At 75.3% G+C, this 18,828-nt stretch carries 20 protein-coding genes; 10 read left to right on the top strand and 10 right to left on the bottom strand.

Annotated features, from left to right (window positions below):
- Window positions 1-62 precede the first annotated feature (62 nt).
- Both FIC82_RS11745 and FIC82_RS11740 read right to left on the bottom strand, forming a co-directional pair.
- Window positions 63-470, bottom strand: coding sequence for a sigma-70 family RNA polymerase sigma factor family protein (locus FIC82_RS11745; RefSeq protein ID WP_154798672.1), 408 nt, complete (start codon window positions 468-470; stop codon window positions 63-65).
- A gap of 7 nt (window positions 471-477) precedes the next feature.
- Window positions 478-1,356, bottom strand: a complete 879-nt coding sequence (locus FIC82_RS11740) for an RNA polymerase sigma-70 factor (RefSeq protein ID WP_253691079.1) — start codon at window positions 1,354-1,356, stop codon at window positions 478-480.
- Window positions 1,357-1,748: 392 nt separating this feature from the next.
- On the opposite strand from FIC82_RS11740, the gene FIC82_RS11735 reads away from it, so the two are divergent.
- Window positions 1,749-2,699, top strand: coding sequence for an alpha/beta hydrolase (locus FIC82_RS11735; RefSeq protein ID WP_154798670.1), 951 nt, complete (start codon window positions 1,749-1,751; stop codon window positions 2,697-2,699).
- A gap of 81 nt (window positions 2,700-2,780) precedes the next feature.
- Entirely contained in the window at window positions 2,781-3,500 is a 720-nt protein-coding gene (locus FIC82_RS11730; RefSeq protein ID WP_154798669.1) for an alpha/beta fold hydrolase, read from the top strand.
- On the opposite strand, the gene FIC82_RS11725 is transcribed toward FIC82_RS11730, so the two are convergent.
- Together FIC82_RS11725 and FIC82_RS11720 are read right to left on the bottom strand one after the other, a co-directional pair.
- The gene (locus FIC82_RS11725; RefSeq protein ID WP_154798668.1) at window positions 3,472-5,787 is read right to left on the bottom strand and encodes an ATP-binding protein; all 2,316 of its coding nucleotides are present in this window, start codon (window positions 5,785-5,787) and stop codon (window positions 3,472-3,474) included. The genes FIC82_RS11730 and FIC82_RS11725 overlap by 29 nt on opposite strands.
- A 147-nt stretch (window positions 5,788-5,934) precedes the next feature.
- Window positions 5,935-6,693, bottom strand: a complete 759-nt coding sequence (locus FIC82_RS11720) for an SDR family oxidoreductase (protein ID WP_154798667.1) — start codon at window positions 6,691-6,693, stop codon at window positions 5,935-5,937.
- A gap of 139 nt (window positions 6,694-6,832) precedes the next feature.
- Here FIC82_RS11720 and FIC82_RS11715 point away from each other — a divergent pair, with 139 nt between their 5' ends.
- From FIC82_RS11715 to FIC82_RS11705, 3 genes are read left to right on the top strand one after another with little or no spacing between them, the layout of a single operon-like run.
- Entirely contained in the window at window positions 6,833-7,429 is a 597-nt protein-coding gene (locus tag FIC82_RS11715) for a GNAT family N-acetyltransferase (RefSeq protein ID WP_154798666.1), read from the top strand.
- Between the two features lie 33 nt (window positions 7,430-7,462).
- Window positions 7,463-7,969 carry a VOC family protein gene (locus FIC82_RS11710; RefSeq protein WP_154798665.1) on the top strand — a complete coding sequence of 169 codons (507 nt, stop codon included), beginning with the start codon at window positions 7,463-7,465 and terminating at the stop codon, window positions 7,967-7,969.
- Between the two features lie 32 nt (window positions 7,970-8,001).
- A complete protein-coding gene (locus FIC82_RS11705; protein ID WP_253691077.1) occupies window positions 8,002-8,817 on the top strand; it encodes a MerR family transcriptional regulator in 816 nt (271 codons plus the stop codon).
- Between the two features lie 13 nt (window positions 8,818-8,830).
- Here FIC82_RS11705 and FIC82_RS11700 read toward each other — a convergent pair whose 3' ends face one another.
- Window positions 8,831-9,685, bottom strand: a complete 855-nt coding sequence (locus FIC82_RS11700) for an SDR family oxidoreductase (RefSeq protein ID WP_168731783.1) — start codon at window positions 9,683-9,685, stop codon at window positions 8,831-8,833.
- A 64-nt stretch (window positions 9,686-9,749) separates the two neighbouring features.
- Between FIC82_RS11700 and FIC82_RS11695 the strand changes: the two genes are divergently transcribed.
- From FIC82_RS11695 to FIC82_RS11685, 3 genes are all read left to right on the top strand, one after another.
- A complete protein-coding gene (locus FIC82_RS11695; RefSeq protein ID WP_154798662.1) occupies window positions 9,750-10,340 on the top strand; it encodes a TetR/AcrR family transcriptional regulator in 591 nt (196 codons plus the stop codon).
- A gap of 70 nt (window positions 10,341-10,410) precedes the next feature.
- Window positions 10,411-11,220, top strand: a complete 810-nt coding sequence (locus tag FIC82_RS11690; RefSeq protein WP_154798661.1) for an alpha/beta fold hydrolase — start codon at window positions 10,411-10,413, stop codon at window positions 11,218-11,220.
- On the top strand, window positions 11,213-11,692 hold the full coding sequence (locus FIC82_RS11685) for a GbsR/MarR family transcriptional regulator (protein WP_168731782.1): 480 nt from the start codon (window positions 11,213-11,215) through the stop codon (window positions 11,690-11,692). Before FIC82_RS11690 ends, FIC82_RS11685 begins: the two co-directional genes overlap by 8 nt.
- Window positions 11,693-11,697: 5 nt before the next feature.
- On the opposite strand, the gene FIC82_RS11680 is transcribed toward FIC82_RS11685, so the two are convergent.
- Window positions 11,698-12,108 (bottom strand): VOC family protein, encoded by a 411-nt coding sequence (locus FIC82_RS11680; RefSeq protein ID WP_154798660.1) that lies wholly within the window; start codon window positions 12,106-12,108, stop codon window positions 11,698-11,700.
- A gap of 130 nt (window positions 12,109-12,238) precedes the next feature.
- On the opposite strand from FIC82_RS11680, the gene FIC82_RS11675 reads away from it, so the two are divergent.
- Window positions 12,239-13,258 carry a helix-turn-helix transcriptional regulator gene (locus FIC82_RS11675; protein WP_154798659.1) on the top strand — a complete coding sequence of 340 codons (1,020 nt, stop codon included), beginning with the start codon at window positions 12,239-12,241 and terminating at the stop codon, window positions 13,256-13,258.
- Between the two features lie 39 nt (window positions 13,259-13,297).
- Here the strand turns inward: FIC82_RS11675 and FIC82_RS11670 are convergent, their stop codons facing one another.
- Entirely contained in the window at window positions 13,298-14,875 is a 1,578-nt protein-coding gene (locus FIC82_RS11670; RefSeq protein WP_154798658.1) for a hypothetical protein, read from the bottom strand.
- Between the two features lie 253 nt (window positions 14,876-15,128).
- Between FIC82_RS11670 and FIC82_RS11665 the strand changes: the two genes are divergently transcribed.
- A complete protein-coding gene (locus tag FIC82_RS11665) occupies window positions 15,129-15,824 on the top strand; it encodes a haloacid dehalogenase type II (RefSeq protein WP_154798657.1) in 696 nt (231 codons plus the stop codon).
- 33 nt (window positions 15,825-15,857) lie between these two features.
- Here the strand turns inward: FIC82_RS11665 and FIC82_RS11660 are convergent, their stop codons facing one another.
- From FIC82_RS11660 to FIC82_RS11650, 3 genes are all read right to left on the bottom strand, one after another.
- The gene (locus tag FIC82_RS11660; protein WP_253691076.1) at window positions 15,858-17,141 is read right to left on the bottom strand and encodes an AI-2E family transporter; all 1,284 of its coding nucleotides are present in this window, start codon (window positions 17,139-17,141) and stop codon (window positions 15,858-15,860) included.
- A gap of 65 nt (window positions 17,142-17,206) precedes the next feature.
- Window positions 17,207-17,872 (bottom strand): hypothetical protein, encoded by a 666-nt coding sequence (locus tag FIC82_RS11655; RefSeq protein WP_154798656.1) that lies wholly within the window; start codon window positions 17,870-17,872, stop codon window positions 17,207-17,209.
- 40 nt (window positions 17,873-17,912) lie between these two features.
- On the bottom strand, window positions 17,913-18,773 hold the full coding sequence (locus tag FIC82_RS11650; protein ID WP_154798655.1) for a helix-turn-helix transcriptional regulator: 861 nt from the start codon (window positions 18,771-18,773) through the stop codon (window positions 17,913-17,915).
- Window positions 18,774-18,828: the final 55 nt, after the last annotated feature.

Genomic DNA, 18,828 nt, shown 5'->3' with positions numbered 1-18,828 from the left:
TCACGGCCGTGCCGACCGCGTCGCCGCGCCGGTCGGCCCGTCCGCCGCCCATCCCGGGCACGTCAGTCGCGGTTCCACCGTTCGAGCTTGGGCGGGCTGAGCACGACCCAGGCCTCCGAGACCCGCTCCGAGCGCACCGCCACGCTCACGACACCCGTCACGACGCCGTCGTGGCGCACCACGAGGCCGTCCAGGCCGTTCACCGAGCACACCACCACCTCGACGCCCGGGCCGGGGTGCAGGATCCGGCTCAGCGCCCGTGCCGTCTCGTCGGCGCCCTCGACGACCCCGGGGGTCGCGGCGGCGCTCCCCGCGGCGTCGACCCACAGGGTCGCGGCAGGCTCGACCAGGGCGCGCACGGCGTCCCGGTCGCCCGCCCCCGCCGCGCGGCGGAGCGCCGCGACGACGCGCGCGTGCGCCGCCCGGTCCCGGTCGCGCCGGGCCCGTGCCCGGCCGTTCCTCTGACGCATGCCGCGCCTACGCGGGGAGCGCCGCGAGCTTCTGCGGATTCATCATCCACAGCACGCGATCGATGCCGTCGACCGTGGCCCGGACCGTGAGCACGGCGAAGAGCTGCCCGTCGTGCGAGAGCCGCACGGCCGGGTGGCCGTTGATGTCCGCGGGCTCGACGTCGACCCCCACCCAGAAGCGCGACGCGAACGCGTGGTGGTACTTCGCGACGCGCGGACGCCCGACGACCGGGAACTTCGACGCGCGGACCGCCCCGCCACCGTCGGAGTAGGAGATCACGTCCTCGGCGAACAGCTGTTCCAGGAGCGCGACGTCGCCCGCCTTCGCGGCGGCCACGAACGCGGTGAGCAGGCGGCGCTGCGCCTCCGGGGCGACCGGCGCGCGGCGCTCCTCGCCGAGATGACGGCGCGCCCGGCTCACGAGCTGGCGCACGCTGGCCTGCGAGTGGCCGATGATCTCCGCGATCTGCTCGTACGGGTAGTCGAACGCCTCGCGCAGCACGTACGCCGCGCGCTCGGTCGGCGTGAGCTTCTCGAGGAGCATGAGCAGCGCGACCTCGAGCGCCTCGCCCCGCTCGGCGCCGAGCGTCGGGTCGGCGCTCGTGTCCACGGGCTCGGGCAGCCACGGCCCGATGTACGTCTCGCGGCGCACGCGCGCGGACTGGGCGACGTTGATCGCGAGCCGCGTCACCGTCGTCGTGAGGAACGCGTCCGGGTTGCGCACGGTCGAGCGGTCGTACGTCTGCCAGCGCACCCACGCGTCCTGGAGCACGTCGTCGGCCTCGGCCGCGCTGCCGAGGATCCGGTACGCGATCCCGAACAGCCTGCGACGCGCCGCGCTGAACTGCTGCTCCGCCACCGTCAGGTCCGCCGCCTGCCCGTCCACGTCCGCCATCCTCGCCCGCTCTCGTGTCGCCGTCGCCCCCGGCCGCTCGGCCGGACGCCCTTCCCCCACCCGACCGGACAGGGCCGTGATCTGTGACAGGGCAGGGCGCACCGTCGCGCACGGGTCCGGCGGCGGGTGGGACCAGCCGCGATCTGCTTGGCGCGTACCCGCGAAGGGCCGCCTGAAACCCGGTGCTCCCGCTCTTACCTCACGACTCGACCGGACCCGTCCGACGCGCGTCGTCCTGCTGCACCCGTCCGACCGGGCGCACGCCCGGCCTGTGACACACGTGCGCGGAACGCGAGTCCTGCGTGCGTTCTTCGTGGTGCCCGGGTCCGCGGGTTCGCAGGCTGGAGGGGCAGGGGATCCATCGCACCGAAGGAGAGAAGACCATGAGCGAACCCGTCCTGGAACCGGAGGCGCAGGCGTTCGCCGACGCCGTCGCGGCACCGCCGTTCGTCGACGAGCTCGGCCCGGAGCGCGCCCGCAAGGTCCTCGACGACCTGCAGGCGCAGCTCATCGAGATGGCCCAGGTCGAGGAGACCTGGGTGACCGTCCCCGCGGGCGACGGCTCGGTCCGCGTCCGCGTGGTGACGCCACGCGGCACGACCGGGTCGCTGCCCGTCGTGCTCTACATGCACGGCGGCGGCTGGGTGCTGGGCGACGCCGGCACGCACGACCGCCTCGTGCGCGAGCTCGCGGTCGGCGCCCGCGCGGCGGTCGCGTTCGTCGAGTACGACCGCTCCCCCGAGGCGCGCTACCCCGTCGCGCTCGAGCAGGGGTACGCGGCGGCGCGCTGGATCACGACCGACGGCGCCACCCTCGGGCTCGACGCCTCACGCCTCGCCGTCGCGGGCGACTCGGTGGGCGGCAACCTCACGGCCGCCCTCACGCTGCTCGCCAAGCAGCGGGGCGACGTGACGTTCGTCCACCAGTCGCTGTACTACCCCGTGACGGACGCCGCGCAGGACACGGCGAGCTATCGCGAGTTCAAGGACGGACCGCACCTCACGGCGCGGGCCATGGCGTGGTTCTGGGACAGCTACCTGCCCGACGTCGACCGCCGGTCCGAGATCACCGCGTCGCCGCTGCGCGCGTCTCTCGACGACCTCGCCGGGCTCCCGCCCGCGTTCGTCGTCGTCGACGAGAACGACGTCCTGCGCGACGAGGGCGAGGCGTACGCGCGGCGGCTGCTCCAGGCCGGTGTGCCCACGACGAGCCTGCGCTACAACGGCACGATCCACGACTTCATGATGCTCAACCCGCTGCGTCCGTCCCGTGCCACCACGGCCGCGGTCGAGCAGGCGGTCCACGTGCTGCGCACCGCGCTCGGCACCTCCTGACCGGCCCCGAGCCGAGCCCGCGGCGGGCACGCCCGCGCCGAGCACCCGAACATCCGAGCAGTACCGAGAGAAGGAAGAACCATGTCCACCACGAAGCCCATCGTCCTCCTGGTCCACGGCGCGTTCGCCGGCTCCGACAGCTGGGACGGCGTCGTCGAGCGCCTCCTCGCGCAGTCGGTCGACGTCGTCGCCCTCGCCAACCCGCTGCGCTCCGTCACGGGCGACGCCGAGTACGTCCGCGACGTGATCGCGGCGATCGGTCGACCCGTCGTCCTCGTCGGACACTCGTACGGCGGCATCGTCGTCACCGGTGCCGCCGCGGGCAACGACGCCGTCAAGGCCCTCGTCTACGTCGCGGCGTTCGCGCCCGACGCCGGCGAGTCCGCGCTGCAGCTGTCGGGCAAGTTCCCCGGCAGCACGCTCGGCGAGACACTGATCGGGTACCCGCTGACGAGCGGCGGGAACGAGCTGCGCATCCGCGGCGACGCGTTCCCGACGCAGTTCGCGCACGACGTGCCCGTCGAGCGCGCCGTCGTCATGGCGGCCGAGCAGCGTCCCGTCACCGAGCTGGCGCTCACCGAGGGCCTGCCCGGGGCGGAGGCCGCCTGGCGGCAGGTCCCGTCGTGGTTCGTGTTCGGCGAGGAGGACAAGAACATCCCCGCCGAGCTCGAGCGCTTCATGGCCGAGCGCGCGGGTGCGCGCGGGACCACCGCGGTCGCGGGCGCGTCCCACGCGCTGTCGGTCTCGCACCCCGCGGAGGTCGCGGCCACGATCATCGACGCGGTCGCCGCCGTCTCCTGACGCGTCGACCCGTCCGGCCCCCGTCGTCCCGGCGACGGGGGCCGGCGTCGTCCCCGACGGTCACCAGGGCGCCCGCGGCCTGGGCGGCCGCGAGGCCCTCGACGTCGCCCGACCCCTCGAAGAGCTCGACGGCGCGCGCCAGGTCGGCGCGCGCGCCCGCGTGGTCGTCCTCCGCGCGCCGGGCGTGCGCGCGGAACACGTGCATGTGCGCTGCCGACGGCCGGGCGTCCTGCGCGAGGAACCCGGTGATCGCCTCGTCCGCGACGCTCCGCGTGGTCGCCCAGTCCTGCCGGTCCAGGCTGATGCGCGCGATCGTGCCGAGCGCGTGCAGCGCCGTGAACTCGGCGACCTGCCCGCGCGGCGCCGTGCGGGGGTCGCGCACGAGCGCGACGACGTCACGCAGGTGCGCGATCGCCTCCTCCCCCCGTCCCAGCGCGGCCAGGCCCTGGGAGCGCTGGAACAGCGCCTGCGGGAGCCCCTCGCGGTCGTCGGCCCGGCGGAAGAGCGCGATCGCCTGCTCCGACGTCTCGACGCTCCGTGCGTGGTCACCGGCTGCGCTCTCGCACCAGCCGACGTAGTAGGCGGCCCACGCGCGCAACCCCGGGTCGCCCACCCGCTCGGCCGCGGCGAGCCCTCTGTCGGCCGCCGCGGCACCGGCCACCACGTCCCCCTGGCAGTGGACCAGGGCCCACGCGAGGTAGCCGAGGTGGGTCGACAGGAGGCCGTCGTCCCCCAGCGCAGCGGCGGCGGCGGCCGAGGCCCCGTAGACCTCGTGCCAGTGGCCCCAGTAGGGCCACAGGTCAGAGAACCAGTGCAGCGCCTCCGCGACCTCGACGACGGACCCGTGGTCCCCGTCCCGCGCGGCCCGGGTGAACGCGGCGAGCCAGCTCGCCGCCTCGTCGGTGAGCCACGTCCGAGCCTCCTCGACCGAGCGCAGCCCGACGACGTCCGCGAGGTCCGCGGACCCCTCCCCCAGCACGTCGGGCTCGAACCAGCGCCCGGCACGCACGGTGGTGCGCAGCAGCCAGGCGTCGGCCCGGCCGCGGACGTCCGCGCGGACCTCGGCCGGCTCGGCCTCCGCGAGCGCGCGCTGCGCGTAGAGGCGCAGGAGGTCGTGCATCGCGTAACGGTCGTGCTCGGCCGGGCGGACGAGGCTGAGGGACACCAGCTCGTCGAGCAGCTCCTCGGTCGTCCAGACCGGCCCCTGCGCGAGGGTCGCGGCCAACCCGGCGCCGACGTCCCGGCCGTCGGCGAGCGCGAGGCGGCGGAACAGCCGCTGCGCGGCCGGCCCGAGCTGGTCGAACGAGAGGTCGATCGCGGCGCGCACCGAGAGGTCGCCGGCGGCCAGGGCGTCGAGGCGGCGGTCCGCGACCGCGAGGCGCGAGGCGAGCGCGTCCACGGTCCAGGTCGCCCGGCTCGCGAGCCGGTTGGCGGCGATACGGAGCGCGAGCGGGACGTCGTCGCACAGCGCGGCGAGGCGTGCGAGGTCTGCCTCGGACGCCTGCTGCTCGGGGACGATCCGCGCGAGCAGGGCACGCGAGTCACCGGAGGGCAGGCGCTCGAGGTCGACGCGCACGACGTCCTCGAGACCTTCGAGGTGCCGTCGGCTGGTGACGAGGACCGCCGCGGGGCCCGCCGTCGGGAGCGCGGCCCGCACCTGCGCCTCGTCGTGCGCGTCGTCGAGCACGACGAGGACGCGCCGGCCCGCGAGGAGCGCCCGCAGCCGGGACGGGTCGTCGCTGCCCCGGGGCCCCGTCCCGACGAGCGCCTGGACCAGCCGCGCGACCACGGTCCCCGGGCTGACGGTGTCGGGGCTCGTGCCCGCGAGCTCGAGGAAGAGCTGGTCGTCGAACTCGGCCTGGAGCCGCTGCGCGGCGCGCACGGCGAGGCTCGTCTTGCCGTACCCGGGTGGACCGGTGACGACCACGACGGGCGGCGGTGCGTCCGGGACGGCCCGCAGCGCGCGCGTCACGCGGTCGAGCTCCGCCGCGCGGCCGGTGAAGTCGGCCGTCCCGCGCGGCAGCGGGAGGCGCCACCCGGGCTCCGGCCGTGCCCGGCGGCGTCCCTCGCGCGCGGCGCGCAGGACCGCCGCCCGGTCGCGCTCGTCGAGGCCGAGCGCGTCGACGACGGCCAGCATCGTGCGGTGCTGGGGTCCCCGGGCCGCGCCCCGCTCGATGTCGCTGAGGGCCCGGTCGCTGACGCCCGAGAGCTCGGAGAGCCGCTCCAGCGTCAGGTCCGCGGCGAGCCGGAGCCGACGCACCGTCGGGCCGAGCGCTTCCGTGTCCATGCTCACCTCTTCATGCCCTGGCAGGGCTGGGAACCGTCTCGATGCCGAGCAGGCGGTCCTGGCGCGACCTCATCGGGGGACGCACCAGGACCGCCTGCTCAGCGCGGGGTGATCAACTGGTCGGGCCGCGGCGGGACGGCGCGGTGGCTACCGCGCCGCGGCGGCCTGCTGCTGCCGCCAGTCCGCGAGCCGGGTCGCCCCGACCACCGCGCCGTCGCCCGGGACCAGCGAGGACTCGGAGAGCGGTGCGCCGAAGTACCGCGCGTCCGGGTCGGCGACGACCTCGCGCGGGTCGTCGAGCGACGCGAGCGTGGTCCGCACGAGCTCGTCGAGCCGGAACTCCTGCGGCCCGGCGACCTCGACGACGCCGCGCACGGGCGCTCCCGTGGCGACGTCCGCCACCGCGACGGCCACGTCGGCCGCCGCGATCGGCTGGAACCGGACCGGCGCGAGGTGCACGACGCCGTCCTGCGTCGCACCGTCCGTGATGGACTTGAGGAACTCGAAGAACTGCGTCGCGTGGACGATCGAGTACGGCACCGGCGAGCTCGCGATGAGCTCCTCCTGCGCGATCTTCGCGCGGAAGTACCCGCTCTCGGTCAGGCCCCGCGTCCCCACGACGGACAGCGCCACGTGGTGGCCGACACCGGCCTTCTCCTCGGCCGCCAGGAGGTTGCCCGTCGAGGTGCGGAAGAAGTCGAGGACCGCCTGGTCCTCGAACGAGGGCGAGTTCGAGACGTCGACCACGACGTCCGCGCCCTCGACCACCTCCGCGACGCCCTCCCCGGTGAGGGTGTTGACGCCCGAGTTGGGCGAGGCAGGGACGGCCTCGTGGCCGCGGTCCCGCAGCACGGTGACGAGCTTCGAGCCGATGAGCCCCGTACCGCCGATCACGACGATCTTCATGGTGTCCTCCTGTCGCTGCGTGCGGCGCGCGCCGCCCTGTCACCCTCTCGACCGGAGACACCCTCGCTGTGTGACACGTCCCGGCACCCCCACGGAAATCTCCTCGGTCCCCGGGTCGACCGCGTGCCAGGGTGGTGCCATGGCCGACACCACCGACGTCCGTCAGGACACCCTCGACCGGGTCGACTGGCCCGTCGCGACCCCGCGCCTCGTGCTGCGCCGCGCGCTGCCCGAGGACGCCGACGCGCTCTTCGCCTACCGCAGCCTGCCCGTGGTGGACCGCTGGCTCACGCAACGCTTCACGCGCGTCGAGGAGTGGCGCGCCCACCACGGCGAGCCCGACCGGCTCGCGACGACGCTCGTCGTGGAGCGCGACGGCGACGTCGTCGGCGACCTCTACCTCGCCGTGCGCGACGGCTGGGCGCAGCAGGACGTCGTCGACCGCCCCCGCCCGGACGAGGCGGAGATCGGCTGGGCGTTCGCACCGTCGCACCAGGGGCACGGGTACGCGACCGAGGCCGTCCGCGCCCTGCTGCGCGTCTGCTTCGAGGACCTCGGCCTGCGGCGCGTCGTCGCGAACGCGTTCGCGGACAACGAGCCGTCGTGGCGGCTCATGGAGCGCGTCGGCATGCGCCGCGAGGGCGTGGGCGTGCGCGACTCGCTGCACCGCGACCTCGGCTGGGTCGACGGCGTGACGTACGCGCTGCTCGCCGACGAGCCGCGGGGCGGGGCTTGACCCTCACGCGACGTCAGGGCTCACGCTGGCCGCATGACCGACACGTACCCCGCCTTCGACCTCTCCCCCGTCCCCGTCCCCGGGCCTGACGCCGTCGCCCCCGAGCCGTTCCGCGGCCTCTACGGCATGCCGCAGTTCGTCACGGTCCCGACGGCGGACCTCGCCGCGTCCGTCGACCTCTGGACCCGGGGCCTCGGGTTCTTCGACCTCTTCTCCGTCCCGGGCGGCCTCGTGCACCTGCGGCGCTGGGCGTTCCAGGACGTCCTGCTCGTCCCGGGCACGCCGGCGCGGGAGCCGGGCGCGCTGACCGTGAGCTTCTCGTGCGTGCTGTCGCAGCTCGACGGGATCGTCGCCGCGTGCGAGGACGTCTCGCCCGGGTGCACGACCGGCCCCCGGGAGATGCCGTGGGGCTCGGTCGAGGTCGAGGTCCGCACGCCCGAGAGCACGCGCGTCGTCATGACGGCGGCGCGGCCGTACGACCCCGAGAGCGACGCAGCACGCTTCCTCGACGGCATCGGGATCGAGGCTCCCACCGCATGACGGGGGGCGTCGCCCGGGTGACACTGGGGCGCGTGACCACGGATCGCGCACCCCACCGCGTCGCCGACGCGCTCACCGTCGGGGACGCGGCCGCCGCGGTCGGGGTCACGGTCCGGACCCTGCACCACTGGGACGCCGTCGGGCTCGTCCGGCCGTCGGCGCGCACCGCGGCGGGCTACCGGCTGTACGCGCCGTCCGACGTCGCGCGCCTGCGCCGGGTCGTCGCGTACCGCGAGCTCGACGTCTCGCTCGAGGACGTCCCCGGGCTGCTCGACGCGCCCGGGGACGACGCGGTCGAGGCGCTGCGCCACCACCGGGCGCTGCTCCGCGAGCGGATCGCACGCATGGAACGGACCGCGCACGCGCTCGACCGGCTCCTCGACGCCCGGGAGCGCGGCCTGCTGCTCACCCCCGCGGAGCAGGCCGTGCTGTTCGGCGAGACGTGGGACCCCGCGTGGCCCGCCGAGGCGCGCGAGCGCTGGGGCGACACCCCGCAGTGGGCCCAGTACGCGGAGCGGTCCGCCGAGCGGACGCTCGACGACTGGCAGGAACTCGCCGACGACGTCGCCGCGCTCGAGTCCGACCTCGCCGCCGCGTGCCGTGCGGGTGTCGACCCGGCGTCCGCACGCGGGCTCGCGCTGGCCGAGCGCCACCGCGCCTCGATCGGCGCGCACTTCGACTGCACCCCGGCCCGGCACGTGTGCCTGGCCCGGCGGTTCATGGAGGACGACGGGTTCCGCGCCCACTACGACGGCGCTGCGCCCGGCCTGGCGGAGTGGCTGCGCGCCTCCGTCGAGGCGAACGCGCGCTCGCACGGGGTGGACCCGGCGACGGCCACGTGGGACTGAGGCCGGGTGCCGGCTACGCCGTGCTCGACCGTGCGGCGCGCCACATCGCGACGACGTCGCGGGCCCCGTAGCGCAGGTAGGTCCGCTGCGGCCGGGTGCCGCGCACGAGCGCGTCCGTGCCGCCGTCGCAGTACACGACCTGCCCGGTGGTCGAGCGGTTCTCCGCAGACACCAGGTGGGCGAGCAGGTGCGCGACGGGCGCGACCGGCCCGGGTGCTCCGAGCGGCTGCGGGAGCGCCGTCTCCAGCAGGGCCCGGTCGCGGTCCCAGGTCCGGGTGACCGCCTCGGTCGCGAGGATGCCCGGGGCGACGGCGTTCAGCACGATGCCCTGCCCGGCCCACGGACCGCGCGGGGCGGCCGTGCGGACCCAGTGGTTCAGGGCGATCTTGCTCGACCGGTAGAGCTGGCTCCCGCGCCGGGTCCGCGTCAGGTGACGGGCGGTCGCGAGCGCCCGTGCCTCGTCGCCGCCCTCGCACGCGCGGACGAGCGCGGCGCTGCCGCGGTGGAGCGTCGAGGAGGAGGACACGACGACGGCCGCCGGCGCGGGAGCGGCCGCGAGCGCGGGTCGGAGCCCGTCGAGGACCTCGACCGTGCCGAAGTAGTTCAGGGCGACGGTCTCCGGTCGCGGGGCCCCGGTCCCGGCGACCGCGACGACGGCGTCGAGGCGGCCCCCCGTCAGGTCCCGCACCTGCTCGACGAGCGCGGCACGACCGGCCGGGCGCGCGAGGTCGGCGCGGACGTCGACGCCGGGGCCCACCCCGCACGTGACGACGTCGCCCGTGCGGGCGAGCAGGCGGGCGACCTCGTCCCCGAGGCCAGAGTCCGCCCCGGTGACGACGTACCGGCGGGGGTGGTGCGTGGGCTCCATGGACCCACCCTGCCACAAACTACAGATCTGCATAAATAGCCCCGGGCACCGCTAGGCTCGTCGCGTGACGAGCGAGAACGGCCACGACGCGCGGCGGCGGCGCACCCACGAGGCGATCCTGGCGAGCGCGGCCCGCCTCTTCGAGGCGCAGGGGTTCGCCGGCACGACGGTGGCCGAGGTCGCGCGCGCCGCGGACGTCTCCGAGCGCACGTTCTACCTGCACTTCCCCACCAAGGAGGACCTCCTCTTCGACCACGTGCACGGGTTCACCGAGCTCGCCTGGCGCGTCGCGGAGGAGTCACGCACCCCCTCCGCCGCGGCCCGGGTCGACGCCGCGCTGCGCGCCCTCGTCGACGCCGCCACCGCGGACGCCGCCCTGGTCGCCCAAGCACGGGCCCGCTCGGCGCTGGGCGAGAGCGGCCGGGCACCCGCCTCGCTCGCGGTCCGGCTCGCGACGCTCGTCGCCGGGCTCGCCGACCGCGTCGCCCGCGGGACGCGGATCCCGCTGCGCGACGTCGCGCCCATGGTCGGCGCCGGGGTGGGCGCGGTCGAGGCCGCCGGGCTGGCCCTCGCGCGCGAGACCGACGACCCCGTCGTGCTGCGCCGGGGCATGCTCGCGGCGCTGGACGCCGCACTGGTCGGCTTCCGGGCCTGATCGCCGCGAGGCGCCGCAGGCCCGCGTCCTCGTGCGGAACGTCGGCGGCCGAGGCGGCTATATTCAGTAGATGCTGAATCTACCTTCGCAACTACGGGTCGACGGGTGCACGCTGCACTTCGAGGACAGCGGGGGCGACGGCACCCCCGTCGTCCTGCTGCACGGAGCCGGGACCGACCGCAGCACGTTCGCCGCCCAGGGCGCCGCGCTCGCATCGGCCGGCTACCGCCCCGTGCTCCCCGACCTCCGTGGCCATGGCGCCTCGCGGCCGGGCGGTGCGCCGCTCTCCGCGGACCGTCTCCTCGCGGACGTCGAGGCGCTCGTCGACCACCTCGACCTCGACCGGCCCGTGCTCGTGGGTCACTCGCTCGGCGGCAACCTCGCCCAGCACCTCGTGCGCCGCTCGCCCGACCGCTACGCGGCGCTCGCCGTCCTGGACGCCACGTGGAGCACCGGGCCGCTCACGCGGGGCGAGCACCTCGCGCTGCGCGCGGCGGCGCCGCTCCTGCGGCTGGTCCCGTCCCGCTCGCTCCCCCGCCTCATGGCGGACGCCTCGGCCGTCACCCCCGCCGCCCGTGCGGTGCTGCGTGCGATCTTCACGGTCCAGTCCAAGCCCGAGTTCCTCGGGGCGTGGCGGGCGACGACGCAGCTCGTCGCGCCCGAGCCGGACTACCGCACGCCCGTCCCGCTCCTGCTGCTGCGCGGCGCGGCGGACCGCACCGGGAACATCGCGACGGCGATGCCCTGCTGGGCCGCAACGGAGGGTGTCCAGGAGGTCGTGGTGCCGGGTGCCGGCCACGTCGTCATGCTCGACGCCCCCGACGCGGTCGACGCCGCACTGCTCACCTTCCTCGCGACGGCGGTGGGTCACCGTGGATGACCGCCGCGAACGCTTCGCCGACGGGCTCGCGGACCTCCTCGCCTCGTGGAACCTGCCGCGCGCGACCGGCCGCGTCTACGCGGCCCTCCTGCTCAGCGACGTCCCCGTGACGCTCGACGCGCTGCAGGACGACACGGGGCTCAGCAAGGGTCAGACGAGCACGTCCGTCCGCGAGCTCACGAGCTGGGGCCTGGCCCGGGCCACGACGCGCCACGGCGGGCGCCGGCTGTACATCGAGGCTGAGGCCGGCCTCGACACCCTGCTGGACGCGTCGCACCGCCGGGCACGACTCTTCATCGCCGCCCTGCGGGACGGCGAGGAGCTCGTGCCGGCCGACTCCCCGGCGCGCGGCCGGCTCGAGGACGTCGTGGCGCTCTTCGACGGCTACGTCTCGGCGGGCGAGCAGATCCTCGCCCGCCGCCGGGACGTCGACGCCCGCTCACGCTCCGGGGAGGCGGCAGCCAGCGGCTGATCCGGTCAGTGCGCGACGTCGAGGACCCACGTCACGCCGAACCGGTCCGTGAGCATCCCGTACGCGGGTGCCCACTCCGAGGACGCGAGCGGCGCCACGACGGTCGCGCCGTCGACCAACGCGTCCCAGTAGCGGCGGACCTCCTCGACGTCGTCGCCGCGCACCGAGACGAAGAACGGTGCCTCGCCCGGGCTCCAGGGGCGGGACGCGGGGACGTCGTAGGCCATGACGCGGAAGCCGCTGGGCGCGCTGACCTGGCCCCACACGACGAGGTCCGCCTCGGCGGGGTCGGGCGCCTGACCCAGGTCTCCGTAGGTGGTCACGACGAGCTCACCCCCGAACACCGTGCGGTAGTGCTCGAGCGCGGTGCGGGCGTCACCGCGGAAGTTGAGGTGAGGGGTGGTCTGGACGGACATGTCGTCTCCTTCGTTCGGTCGTCGGCCCGCGGTCGCGGAGCCGGCGCCCGGGTCCTCGACCCGGGGTACGTCACGACTCTTCCGGTCCATGCGGACGGGTGGTGTCCTCTTTCCGCGCGAGCATGGAGGCATGACCGAGACGGCACGCCGCACCCTGCTCCTGCTCTCGCTCCTCCAGGCCCGCCCGGACCGGACGGGCCCCGAGCTCGCACGACGCCTCGGCGTCGACCCCCGGACCGTGCGCCGCGACGTCGAACGGCTGCGCGACCTCGGCTACCAGGTCGTCGCGACGCGCGGGCGCGACGGCGGCTACCGCCTCGACGCGGGTGCGGAGCTCCCGCCCCTGCTGTTCGACGACGAGCAGGTGGTCGCGCTCACGGTCGCCCTGCGCACCGTCGCGGCGGCCGCACCGGGCGACGCGATCGAGGAGGCGGCCGTCCGCGCGCTCGCGACCGTGCGCCAGGTGCTGCCCGCGCGGCTGAGGCAGCGGGCCGACGCCGTCGACGTCGCCCCGGTCCCGGCCGGTCCGGGTCACCCGACGCCGTCGGTGGACCTCGACATCCTGCTCGCCGTGAGCACGGCGGTCCGACGGCGAGAGGTGCTGCGCCTCGACTACGCGGCCGCCGGCTCGGCCTCCGCGCCGGCAGGGGGTGCGGGTGGCGTACCCGGCGAGCCCCGCGCACCACGCCGCGTGGAGCCCCACCACGTCGTCGTCCGGGACGGGCGCTGGTACCTCGTGGCGTGGGACCTCGACCGCGACGACTGGCGCACGTTCCGGCTCGACCGCGCGACGCCGCGCGTGCCGACCGGACCGCGCTTCACGCCCCGCGAGATTCCGGGCGGTGACGTCGGCGCGTTCGTCGCGGCGCGCTTCGCGGGTTCGGCACCGGCCGCACCGGGGTGGCCCTGCACGGGGTGGGTCGAGCTCGCGGCGCCGGCCTCTGCCGTCTCACCGTTCGTCGAGGACGGCGCCGTCGAGGCGCTCGGCCCCGACCGGTGCCGGGTCGGGCTGGGCTCGTGGTCCTGGGTCGCGCTCGCCGCGCGCGTCGCCGCGTTCGACACGGACGTGCTCGCCGCGGGACCCGCGGACCTGGTCGCGGCGTGCGACGCCGTCGCGGGAAGGCTTGCCCTGGGTCACGCGGCTCGATGACGGGCTCGTCCTCGACCGAGCCCGGTACCCGCCGCCGGGTCACCTGCTGGGCACAGGCGCGTTCGACGCTGGCATGTGGGGCACGGCCATGCCCGGCACGCTCTGCGGGTGTCGAGCGGATGCACCCGGGATCGTGGTGCGACCGAGCAGGTCGAGGTCGACGTGCTGGAGGACGAGGTCCCGGAACGTCGGTTTCGTCGCGGTCCTGGCGCGTGCCCGTGACGTGAGGTAGAGGGCGTGCGCCCACGCCGGCATCCACGCCCGCCAGCCGTCGCCCGGGACGTCGAGGTCGAGGACCCCGCGGCCGAAGCGGCGCGCGAGCGGACCTCCGAACCAGTCTCCGAAGAAGCTCATCCGCGCGCGGTAGTACAGGTTCGTCCAACGCACGACGGCGAAGGGCGCGGACTCGTGCAGGACACCGACCGTCGACGTGTCACGCTGCTTGCGGGTGAGGCGGAACGGCACCCCCGGGGTCGCGTCGTCCGGCACCGGCGGGCTCGTGACGAGCACGCGGTCCCGGCACCACCGCTCGAACGTTCGTTCGTCACGCGTGACCAGCATGTGCGCGAACGTCAGCGGGCTGCCGAAGGAGACGAAGTCGGTGATGCGCCACCGCGAGTCGAGGACCTCCCAGAGGTCGCGCTGGCCCGAGCGGAACTCGGCGGCGTCCTCGCCACCGTCGTCGAGGCGGCGCGCGGCGTGGGTGACGCGCGCGAGGACGTCCTGGTGCGCGACCGGGACGGTGAGATGGGCGCGGCGGAGCACCCACAGCGCCCTGATCCCGTCGTACGCGATGAAGCTGCCCAGGCTGTGCCCGAGGACGACGATGCGGTGGTAGCGGGGCTCATCGCCCGACGTCTCCGTGTGCAGCCTCTCCAGGAGATCGACCATCCCCTTGCGGATCTCGGTCCGGACCGCGTACGAGCGGGGCGACGTGTCGACGTACCGGACGACGTCGACGAAGCTCGCCGTCAGCCACGACGGAAGCACCCGCGTCACCACGAACGCGACGATGAAGGTGACCGCGGCACCGCCTCCGACGACGGCGACGACTGCGGCGAGAGCGCCCCCGGTCTCCAGTCCGGCACCGAGCTCGTCGGCACGATCCACGACGAGCCACGCGACGAGCCACGCCCCGCCCACGATCACGCCCCAGAGCAGGACCCAGAGCCCGCGCAGGTTCGGCGGGACCCAGCGCCACAGCACCGCGAGGAGCAGGACAAGCGCGGCCCCGAGAGCCGCATAGCCGACCCACCGCGGCTCTGGCCCACCCACCGGGTACTCCTGCCAGACGACCGCGCCGGCCACCGCGGCCAGCAACAGCAGCGCGAGCGCGCGCCACCACGTCCCCGAGACGGGGAACAGGACGCGACGCACCGTGGGCCAGAGGTCGTCCAGGCGGTTGCCCTGCATCAGGTGCGACCAGTGGTACTCGTAGACGTCGGTCTGGACCCGAGCATCCGCGGACCCGTTCGCGCCGGGGTCACGGTCAGGTGCCGGGAAGATCGTGTACCGGCCGTCGTACGTCCCGCTCGCCACATCGGGCCGCGACGACCGTTCCGGTCCGAGGAAGTCGCTGAACTGTTCCAGCGTCCCGCCGGGCCTCTGCTCACCCATGCCGTGGACGATGACGACAGCCTGCCGCAGGTACGTCCGGCCCTTGACCGCTTCCCCGTTGGTCCTGCTGTTCTCCCCCACTGCCCTCACCTCGGTCCGCGCAGCGGGCCGCGACCCCGTCGTCACGGTCCTTCTCCGAGAGGGAGGAGACCGTCGAGCGTCGTGATACGGCGCACGGGCGCCGGTCGGTGCGCCCCCGCCGATCACCGTGAGACGCTCGATCCTCCACCCACCGTCCGCACAGGAGCCCTGGATGCGCCCGACCCTCGACGTGGAGGTCGTCGTGATCGACGTCCTCGGGACGCTCGTGGACCAGCCGCGCGGCCTGCGGACCGCGCTCCACGACGTCCTCCCGGACGCGAGCGAGGAGTCGGTCCGCGCTCTCGCCCGCGGGTGGGAGGAGCACGTCGAGACGCAGCAGCTCCTCGTCGCAGCGCGGCGGCGAGACTACGTCGACTCCGACGTCCTCGACGCCGAGGCCGCCCGACAGGTCGCGACGAGCGCCGGCATCACGGACGCCGACGCCGTGGCGCACCTGGCCACGTACGCGCAGCGCCTCCCTGCCTGGGAGGACACGGTCCACGGCCTCGACCTCCTCGCAGGCCGGTTCCCGGTCGTCGCGCTGTCCAACGCGTCGTCGGCGTCGCTCCTGCGGCTCGACGCGCACGCCGGGCTGCGCTGGCACCACACCGCGTCGAGCGAATCGGTGGGCGCGTACAAGCCCGATCCCGCGATCTACCGCCACGCCCTCGCCGTCGCGCGCTGCGAGCCCGACCGTGCGCTAATGGTCGCCGCCCACGCGTGGGACCTGCGCGGCGCCCGCGACGTCGGGATGAGCACGGCGTACGTCGACCGACCGGTGGGCGACCCGCCGACCACCGACGACGACTTCGACCTGGCGGTCGGCGGTCTCGTCGAGCTGGCGGTCGCGCTGGGCGCCCCTCGCTGAGCGCACCCGTCGCGCGCTACGCCGAGGCGGGCGTTACGGCGAGGCGTGCTCGGCCTCGACCGACTCGTGCCGCTTCTGGCGCGCGAACCGTGCCGGGAGGTCGGGCCCGTCCCAGACCTGGATCGCGCGCCAGATCGACGCGGCGACGGGCACGGCGAGCACGGCCCCGGTGAGGCCGGCGAGGACGGTGCCGGCGGTGAGCGCGACCAGGATCACGAGCGGGTGCAGGCGGAGCGTGCGCCCCATGACGACCGGCTGCAGCAGGTCGCCCTCGAGCTGGTTCACGGCGATGACGATGGCGACCACGATGAGCGCCTCGACCGGCCCGACGGCGACGAGCGCGACGAGCGCGCACAGGACCCCGGCGAGCGTCGCGCCGACGAGCGGGATGAACGCCAGCAGGAACACGAGCACGGACAGCGGGACGACGAGCGGCACCCCGACGATCGCGAGCCCGATACCGATCGCGACGGCGTCGACCGCCGCGACGATCGCTGTGCCGCGCACGTAGCCGCCGAGCGTGCGGACCGTCGACTCGCCGATCCGCTGCCCCCGCGCGTACCGCGCCCCCTCGAACGGGCGCAGCAGGAACTCCCAGATCGCCGGGCCGTCCTTGAGGAAGAAGAACAGCACGACGACCATGATGAAGAACCCGGCGACGAAGTCGACCGTCTGCGAGGCGCCCGCGAGCGCACCCGCGCCCACGGCGTCGGACTGGAGCAGCCCGACGAGCGAGTCCCGCACCGACGCGATCTGCTCCTCGGTGATCTGGAACGGCAGGCCCTCCACGTACGCCTGGAGCTCGTCGAACCCCTCGATGGCCTGGTCGCGCAGCTCGGGCCACTGGTTGACGACCGCCGCCACGACGAGCCACACCACGACCCCGAGCACGACCACGAGCGCGAGCAGCGCGACCACCGTCGCGAGGAACGACGGCACGCCCTTGCGCCGCAGCAGGCTCACGAGCGGGGAGATCGCCGCCGCGAGCACGAGCGCGATGAGCACCGGGATGACGACGAGGGTGAGCCGCGTGACCGCGAACACCGCGACGGCGACGAGCGCGAGGATCGCCAGGACCTGCACCGAGCGCGTCCCCGCGCGGCCGACGCCGTCCGCCCACAGCGCGGACACCGTGGCCGGGCGTGGCCGGGGTGCGTCGGTGGCCGTGCGTGCTTCGGGGGCGGCGGGCGAGTCGCCGCTCGGCGCGTCGCCCGGCGGGGTCGGCTCCTCGCGCACCGCGTCCGCCGGCCGGGCGTCGGCGCTCCCGTCGGCGTGATCGCCCGTCCGCTTCTCCGACCGCCGCCTGCCCAGACCCATCCCTGCTCCCTCTCTCCGCACGCGTGTGACCGCCACCCTGCCACGGTCGCGCCGCACCCGCCGCGCTACTCGTCGCCGTCGAAGAGTCCGCCGTCGAGCAGCCAGTGGTAGCGCAGGCGCAGCGCACGCTCGGTGCTGGCCAGCAGCGTCGCGACGACGAGGGCCACGTTGAGCGTCGCGGGCAGGTGGAACGGGGACGTGAACGTCCCCACGTGCTCCGCGACGGGCGGGATCTGCGACACCTGCTCGACGATCTGCGGGACACCGAGGACGAGCGCGACGACCAGGACGGTCCACGAGACGGCGCCGAGCCCGCGGCTCGCCCCGGGGTGGTCGCGCTCGAGGCGTGCGCGACGCCCCTCCGCCGACGCCGGGTCCGGCGCGAGCTGACGCTCGGGCCCGCCGTCGTCCGGCACGTAGTGGCAACGCTTGAGCCCGTAGCCGCTGGCCTCCACCTCGATCGTGCCGCCCGGGACGGGGAACGCGGCGGGCAGCTTCGAGCTCGCCTGGTGCCGGCCGTCCTGGTAGAGGCGGGCGAACACCTCGCCGTCCGAGTCGCCCCAGAGGCGGACGTCCACGGACCACTCCTGCGGACGCCCGTCCTCGCCCGCCAGGGTGACGGCGAGCAGGGCGCGGGAGAACGGCTGCCACCACCGGAAGCGTTGCAGCGGGTGCCCGTCACCGGGCCTGAGCCGCCGGGCCGCGCGTCGTCGTCTCCATCGGGAAGCCATCCCCGGCACGGTAACAACCCTCGGGCGCACCCGCCGAGGGCTACCGGGGGGCGGAACGGTGCGCGGCGAGGTCCTGCGTGCCCACGACGCCGAGCAGCCGGATCCGGTCCGCCGCCTCGGTGCCCGGCGCCGCCGTGAGCACGAGGAGCACCTGGAGCTGGTCCTCGGTGGCGAGGGCCTGGCAGTCCACCTCGATCTCCCCCACCACCGGGTGCACGAGCGTCTTGTGGTCCACGAACCGTCGCGCGACCTCCTGCCGGTCCCACAGGGCCGCGAACTCCGGGCTCGTCCGGGACAGGACCCGCACCAGCTCACCCGCACGCGAGGACGGCCCGAGCACGGCGACGGCGGAGCGCAGGCTCGCGACGAGCGCGCGCCCCTGCCGGTCCCGGTCGTCCGGCGGGTAGATGCCGCGCGCGGTGCCCGGGTGGGCGAACCACCGGTAGATCTCGCTGCGGTCCCACCCCGTGCGCGCCGTCGCGTCACCGTACAGCGCGCGGGCGAGGTCGTTCTGCGCGAGCGTCTCCGCGAGCGGGTTGAGGATCAGCGCGGGTGTGTCACCGAGGCGGTCGAGCACGCGCTGCAGCGCGGGGGCCACGTGGCCGGGGTCGTTCGCCCGGTCGGGCACCCCGTGCCCGGCGACCCGGTAGAGGTAGTCGCGCTCGTCGTCGGACAGGCGCAGCGCCCGCGCGATCGACGCGAGCATCTGCGTGCTCGGCTGGGGGCCGCGCTGCTGCTCGAGGCGCGTGTAGTAGTCCGTGGACATGAGCGCGAGCTGCGCCACCTCCTCGCGGCGCAGGCCCGGTGCCCGACGGCGCAGCCCGGGCGGGAGCCCGACGTCGCCCGGCTGCAGCGACTCACGGCGACGGCGGAGGAAGTCGGCGAGGGCGGGGCGGTCCATGGGTCCATCGTCCGGGGTGCGCGCGCCGCGTGCCAGGGATCGCCGGTCCCCCGTT

The sequence above is a fragment of the Cellulosimicrobium protaetiae genome, assembly GCF_009708005.2.
GTDB classification, from domain to species: domain Bacteria; phylum Actinomycetota; class Actinomycetes; order Actinomycetales; family Cellulomonadaceae; genus Cellulosimicrobium; species Cellulosimicrobium protaetiae.
The sequence above is the reverse complement of the archived record's forward strand: the minus strand, read 5'-3'. Positions and strand labels throughout refer to the sequence as shown.

What these genes read in the sequence shown, in the direction of transcription:
- FIC82_RS11660 (WP_253691076.1), bottom strand. Translation starts at nt 17,141, where the DNA reads ATGGGTCTGGGCAGGCGGCGGTCGGAGAAGCGGACGGGCGATCACGCC.
- FIC82_RS11655 (WP_154798656.1), bottom strand. Translation starts at nt 17,872, where the DNA reads ATGGCTTCCCGATGGAGACGACGACGCGCGGCCCGGCGGCTCAGGCCC.
- FIC82_RS11680 (WP_154798660.1), bottom strand. Translation starts at nt 12,108, where the DNA reads ATGTCCGTCCAGACCACCCCTCACCTCAACTTCCGCGGTGACGCCCGC.
- FIC82_RS11700 (WP_168731783.1), bottom strand. Translation starts at nt 9,685, where the DNA reads ATGGAGCCCACGCACCACCCCCGCCGGTACGTCGTCACCGGGGCGGAC.
- FIC82_RS11745 (WP_154798672.1), bottom strand. Translation starts at nt 470, where the DNA reads ATGCGTCAGAGGAACGGCCGGGCACGGGCCCGGCGCGACCGGGACCGG.
- FIC82_RS11715 (WP_154798666.1), top strand. Translation starts at nt 6,833, where the DNA reads ATGGCCGACACCACCGACGTCCGTCAGGACACCCTCGACCGGGTCGAC.
- FIC82_RS11675 (WP_154798659.1), top strand. Translation starts at nt 12,239, where the DNA reads ATGACCGAGACGGCACGCCGCACCCTGCTCCTGCTCTCGCTCCTCCAG.
- FIC82_RS11720 (WP_154798667.1), bottom strand. Translation starts at nt 6,693, where the DNA reads ATGAAGATCGTCGTGATCGGCGGTACGGGGCTCATCGGCTCGAAGCTC.
- FIC82_RS11665 (WP_154798657.1), top strand. Translation starts at nt 15,129, where the DNA reads ATGCGCCCGACCCTCGACGTGGAGGTCGTCGTGATCGACGTCCTCGGG.
- FIC82_RS11650 (WP_154798655.1), bottom strand. Translation starts at nt 18,773, where the DNA reads ATGGACCGCCCCGCCCTCGCCGACTTCCTCCGCCGTCGCCGTGAGTCG.
- FIC82_RS11690 (WP_154798661.1), top strand. Translation starts at nt 10,411, where the DNA reads ATGCTGAATCTACCTTCGCAACTACGGGTCGACGGGTGCACGCTGCAC.
- FIC82_RS11725 (WP_154798668.1), bottom strand. Translation starts at nt 5,787, where the DNA reads ATGGACACGGAAGCGCTCGGCCCGACGGTGCGTCGGCTCCGGCTCGCC.
- FIC82_RS11730 (WP_154798669.1), top strand. Translation starts at nt 2,781, where the DNA reads ATGTCCACCACGAAGCCCATCGTCCTCCTGGTCCACGGCGCGTTCGCC.
- FIC82_RS11670 (WP_154798658.1), bottom strand. Translation starts at nt 14,875, where the DNA reads ATGGGTGAGCAGAGGCCCGGCGGGACGCTGGAACAGTTCAGCGACTTC.
- FIC82_RS11735 (WP_154798670.1), top strand. Translation starts at nt 1,749, where the DNA reads ATGAGCGAACCCGTCCTGGAACCGGAGGCGCAGGCGTTCGCCGACGCC.
- FIC82_RS11710 (WP_154798665.1), top strand. Translation starts at nt 7,463, where the DNA reads ATGACCGACACGTACCCCGCCTTCGACCTCTCCCCCGTCCCCGTCCCC.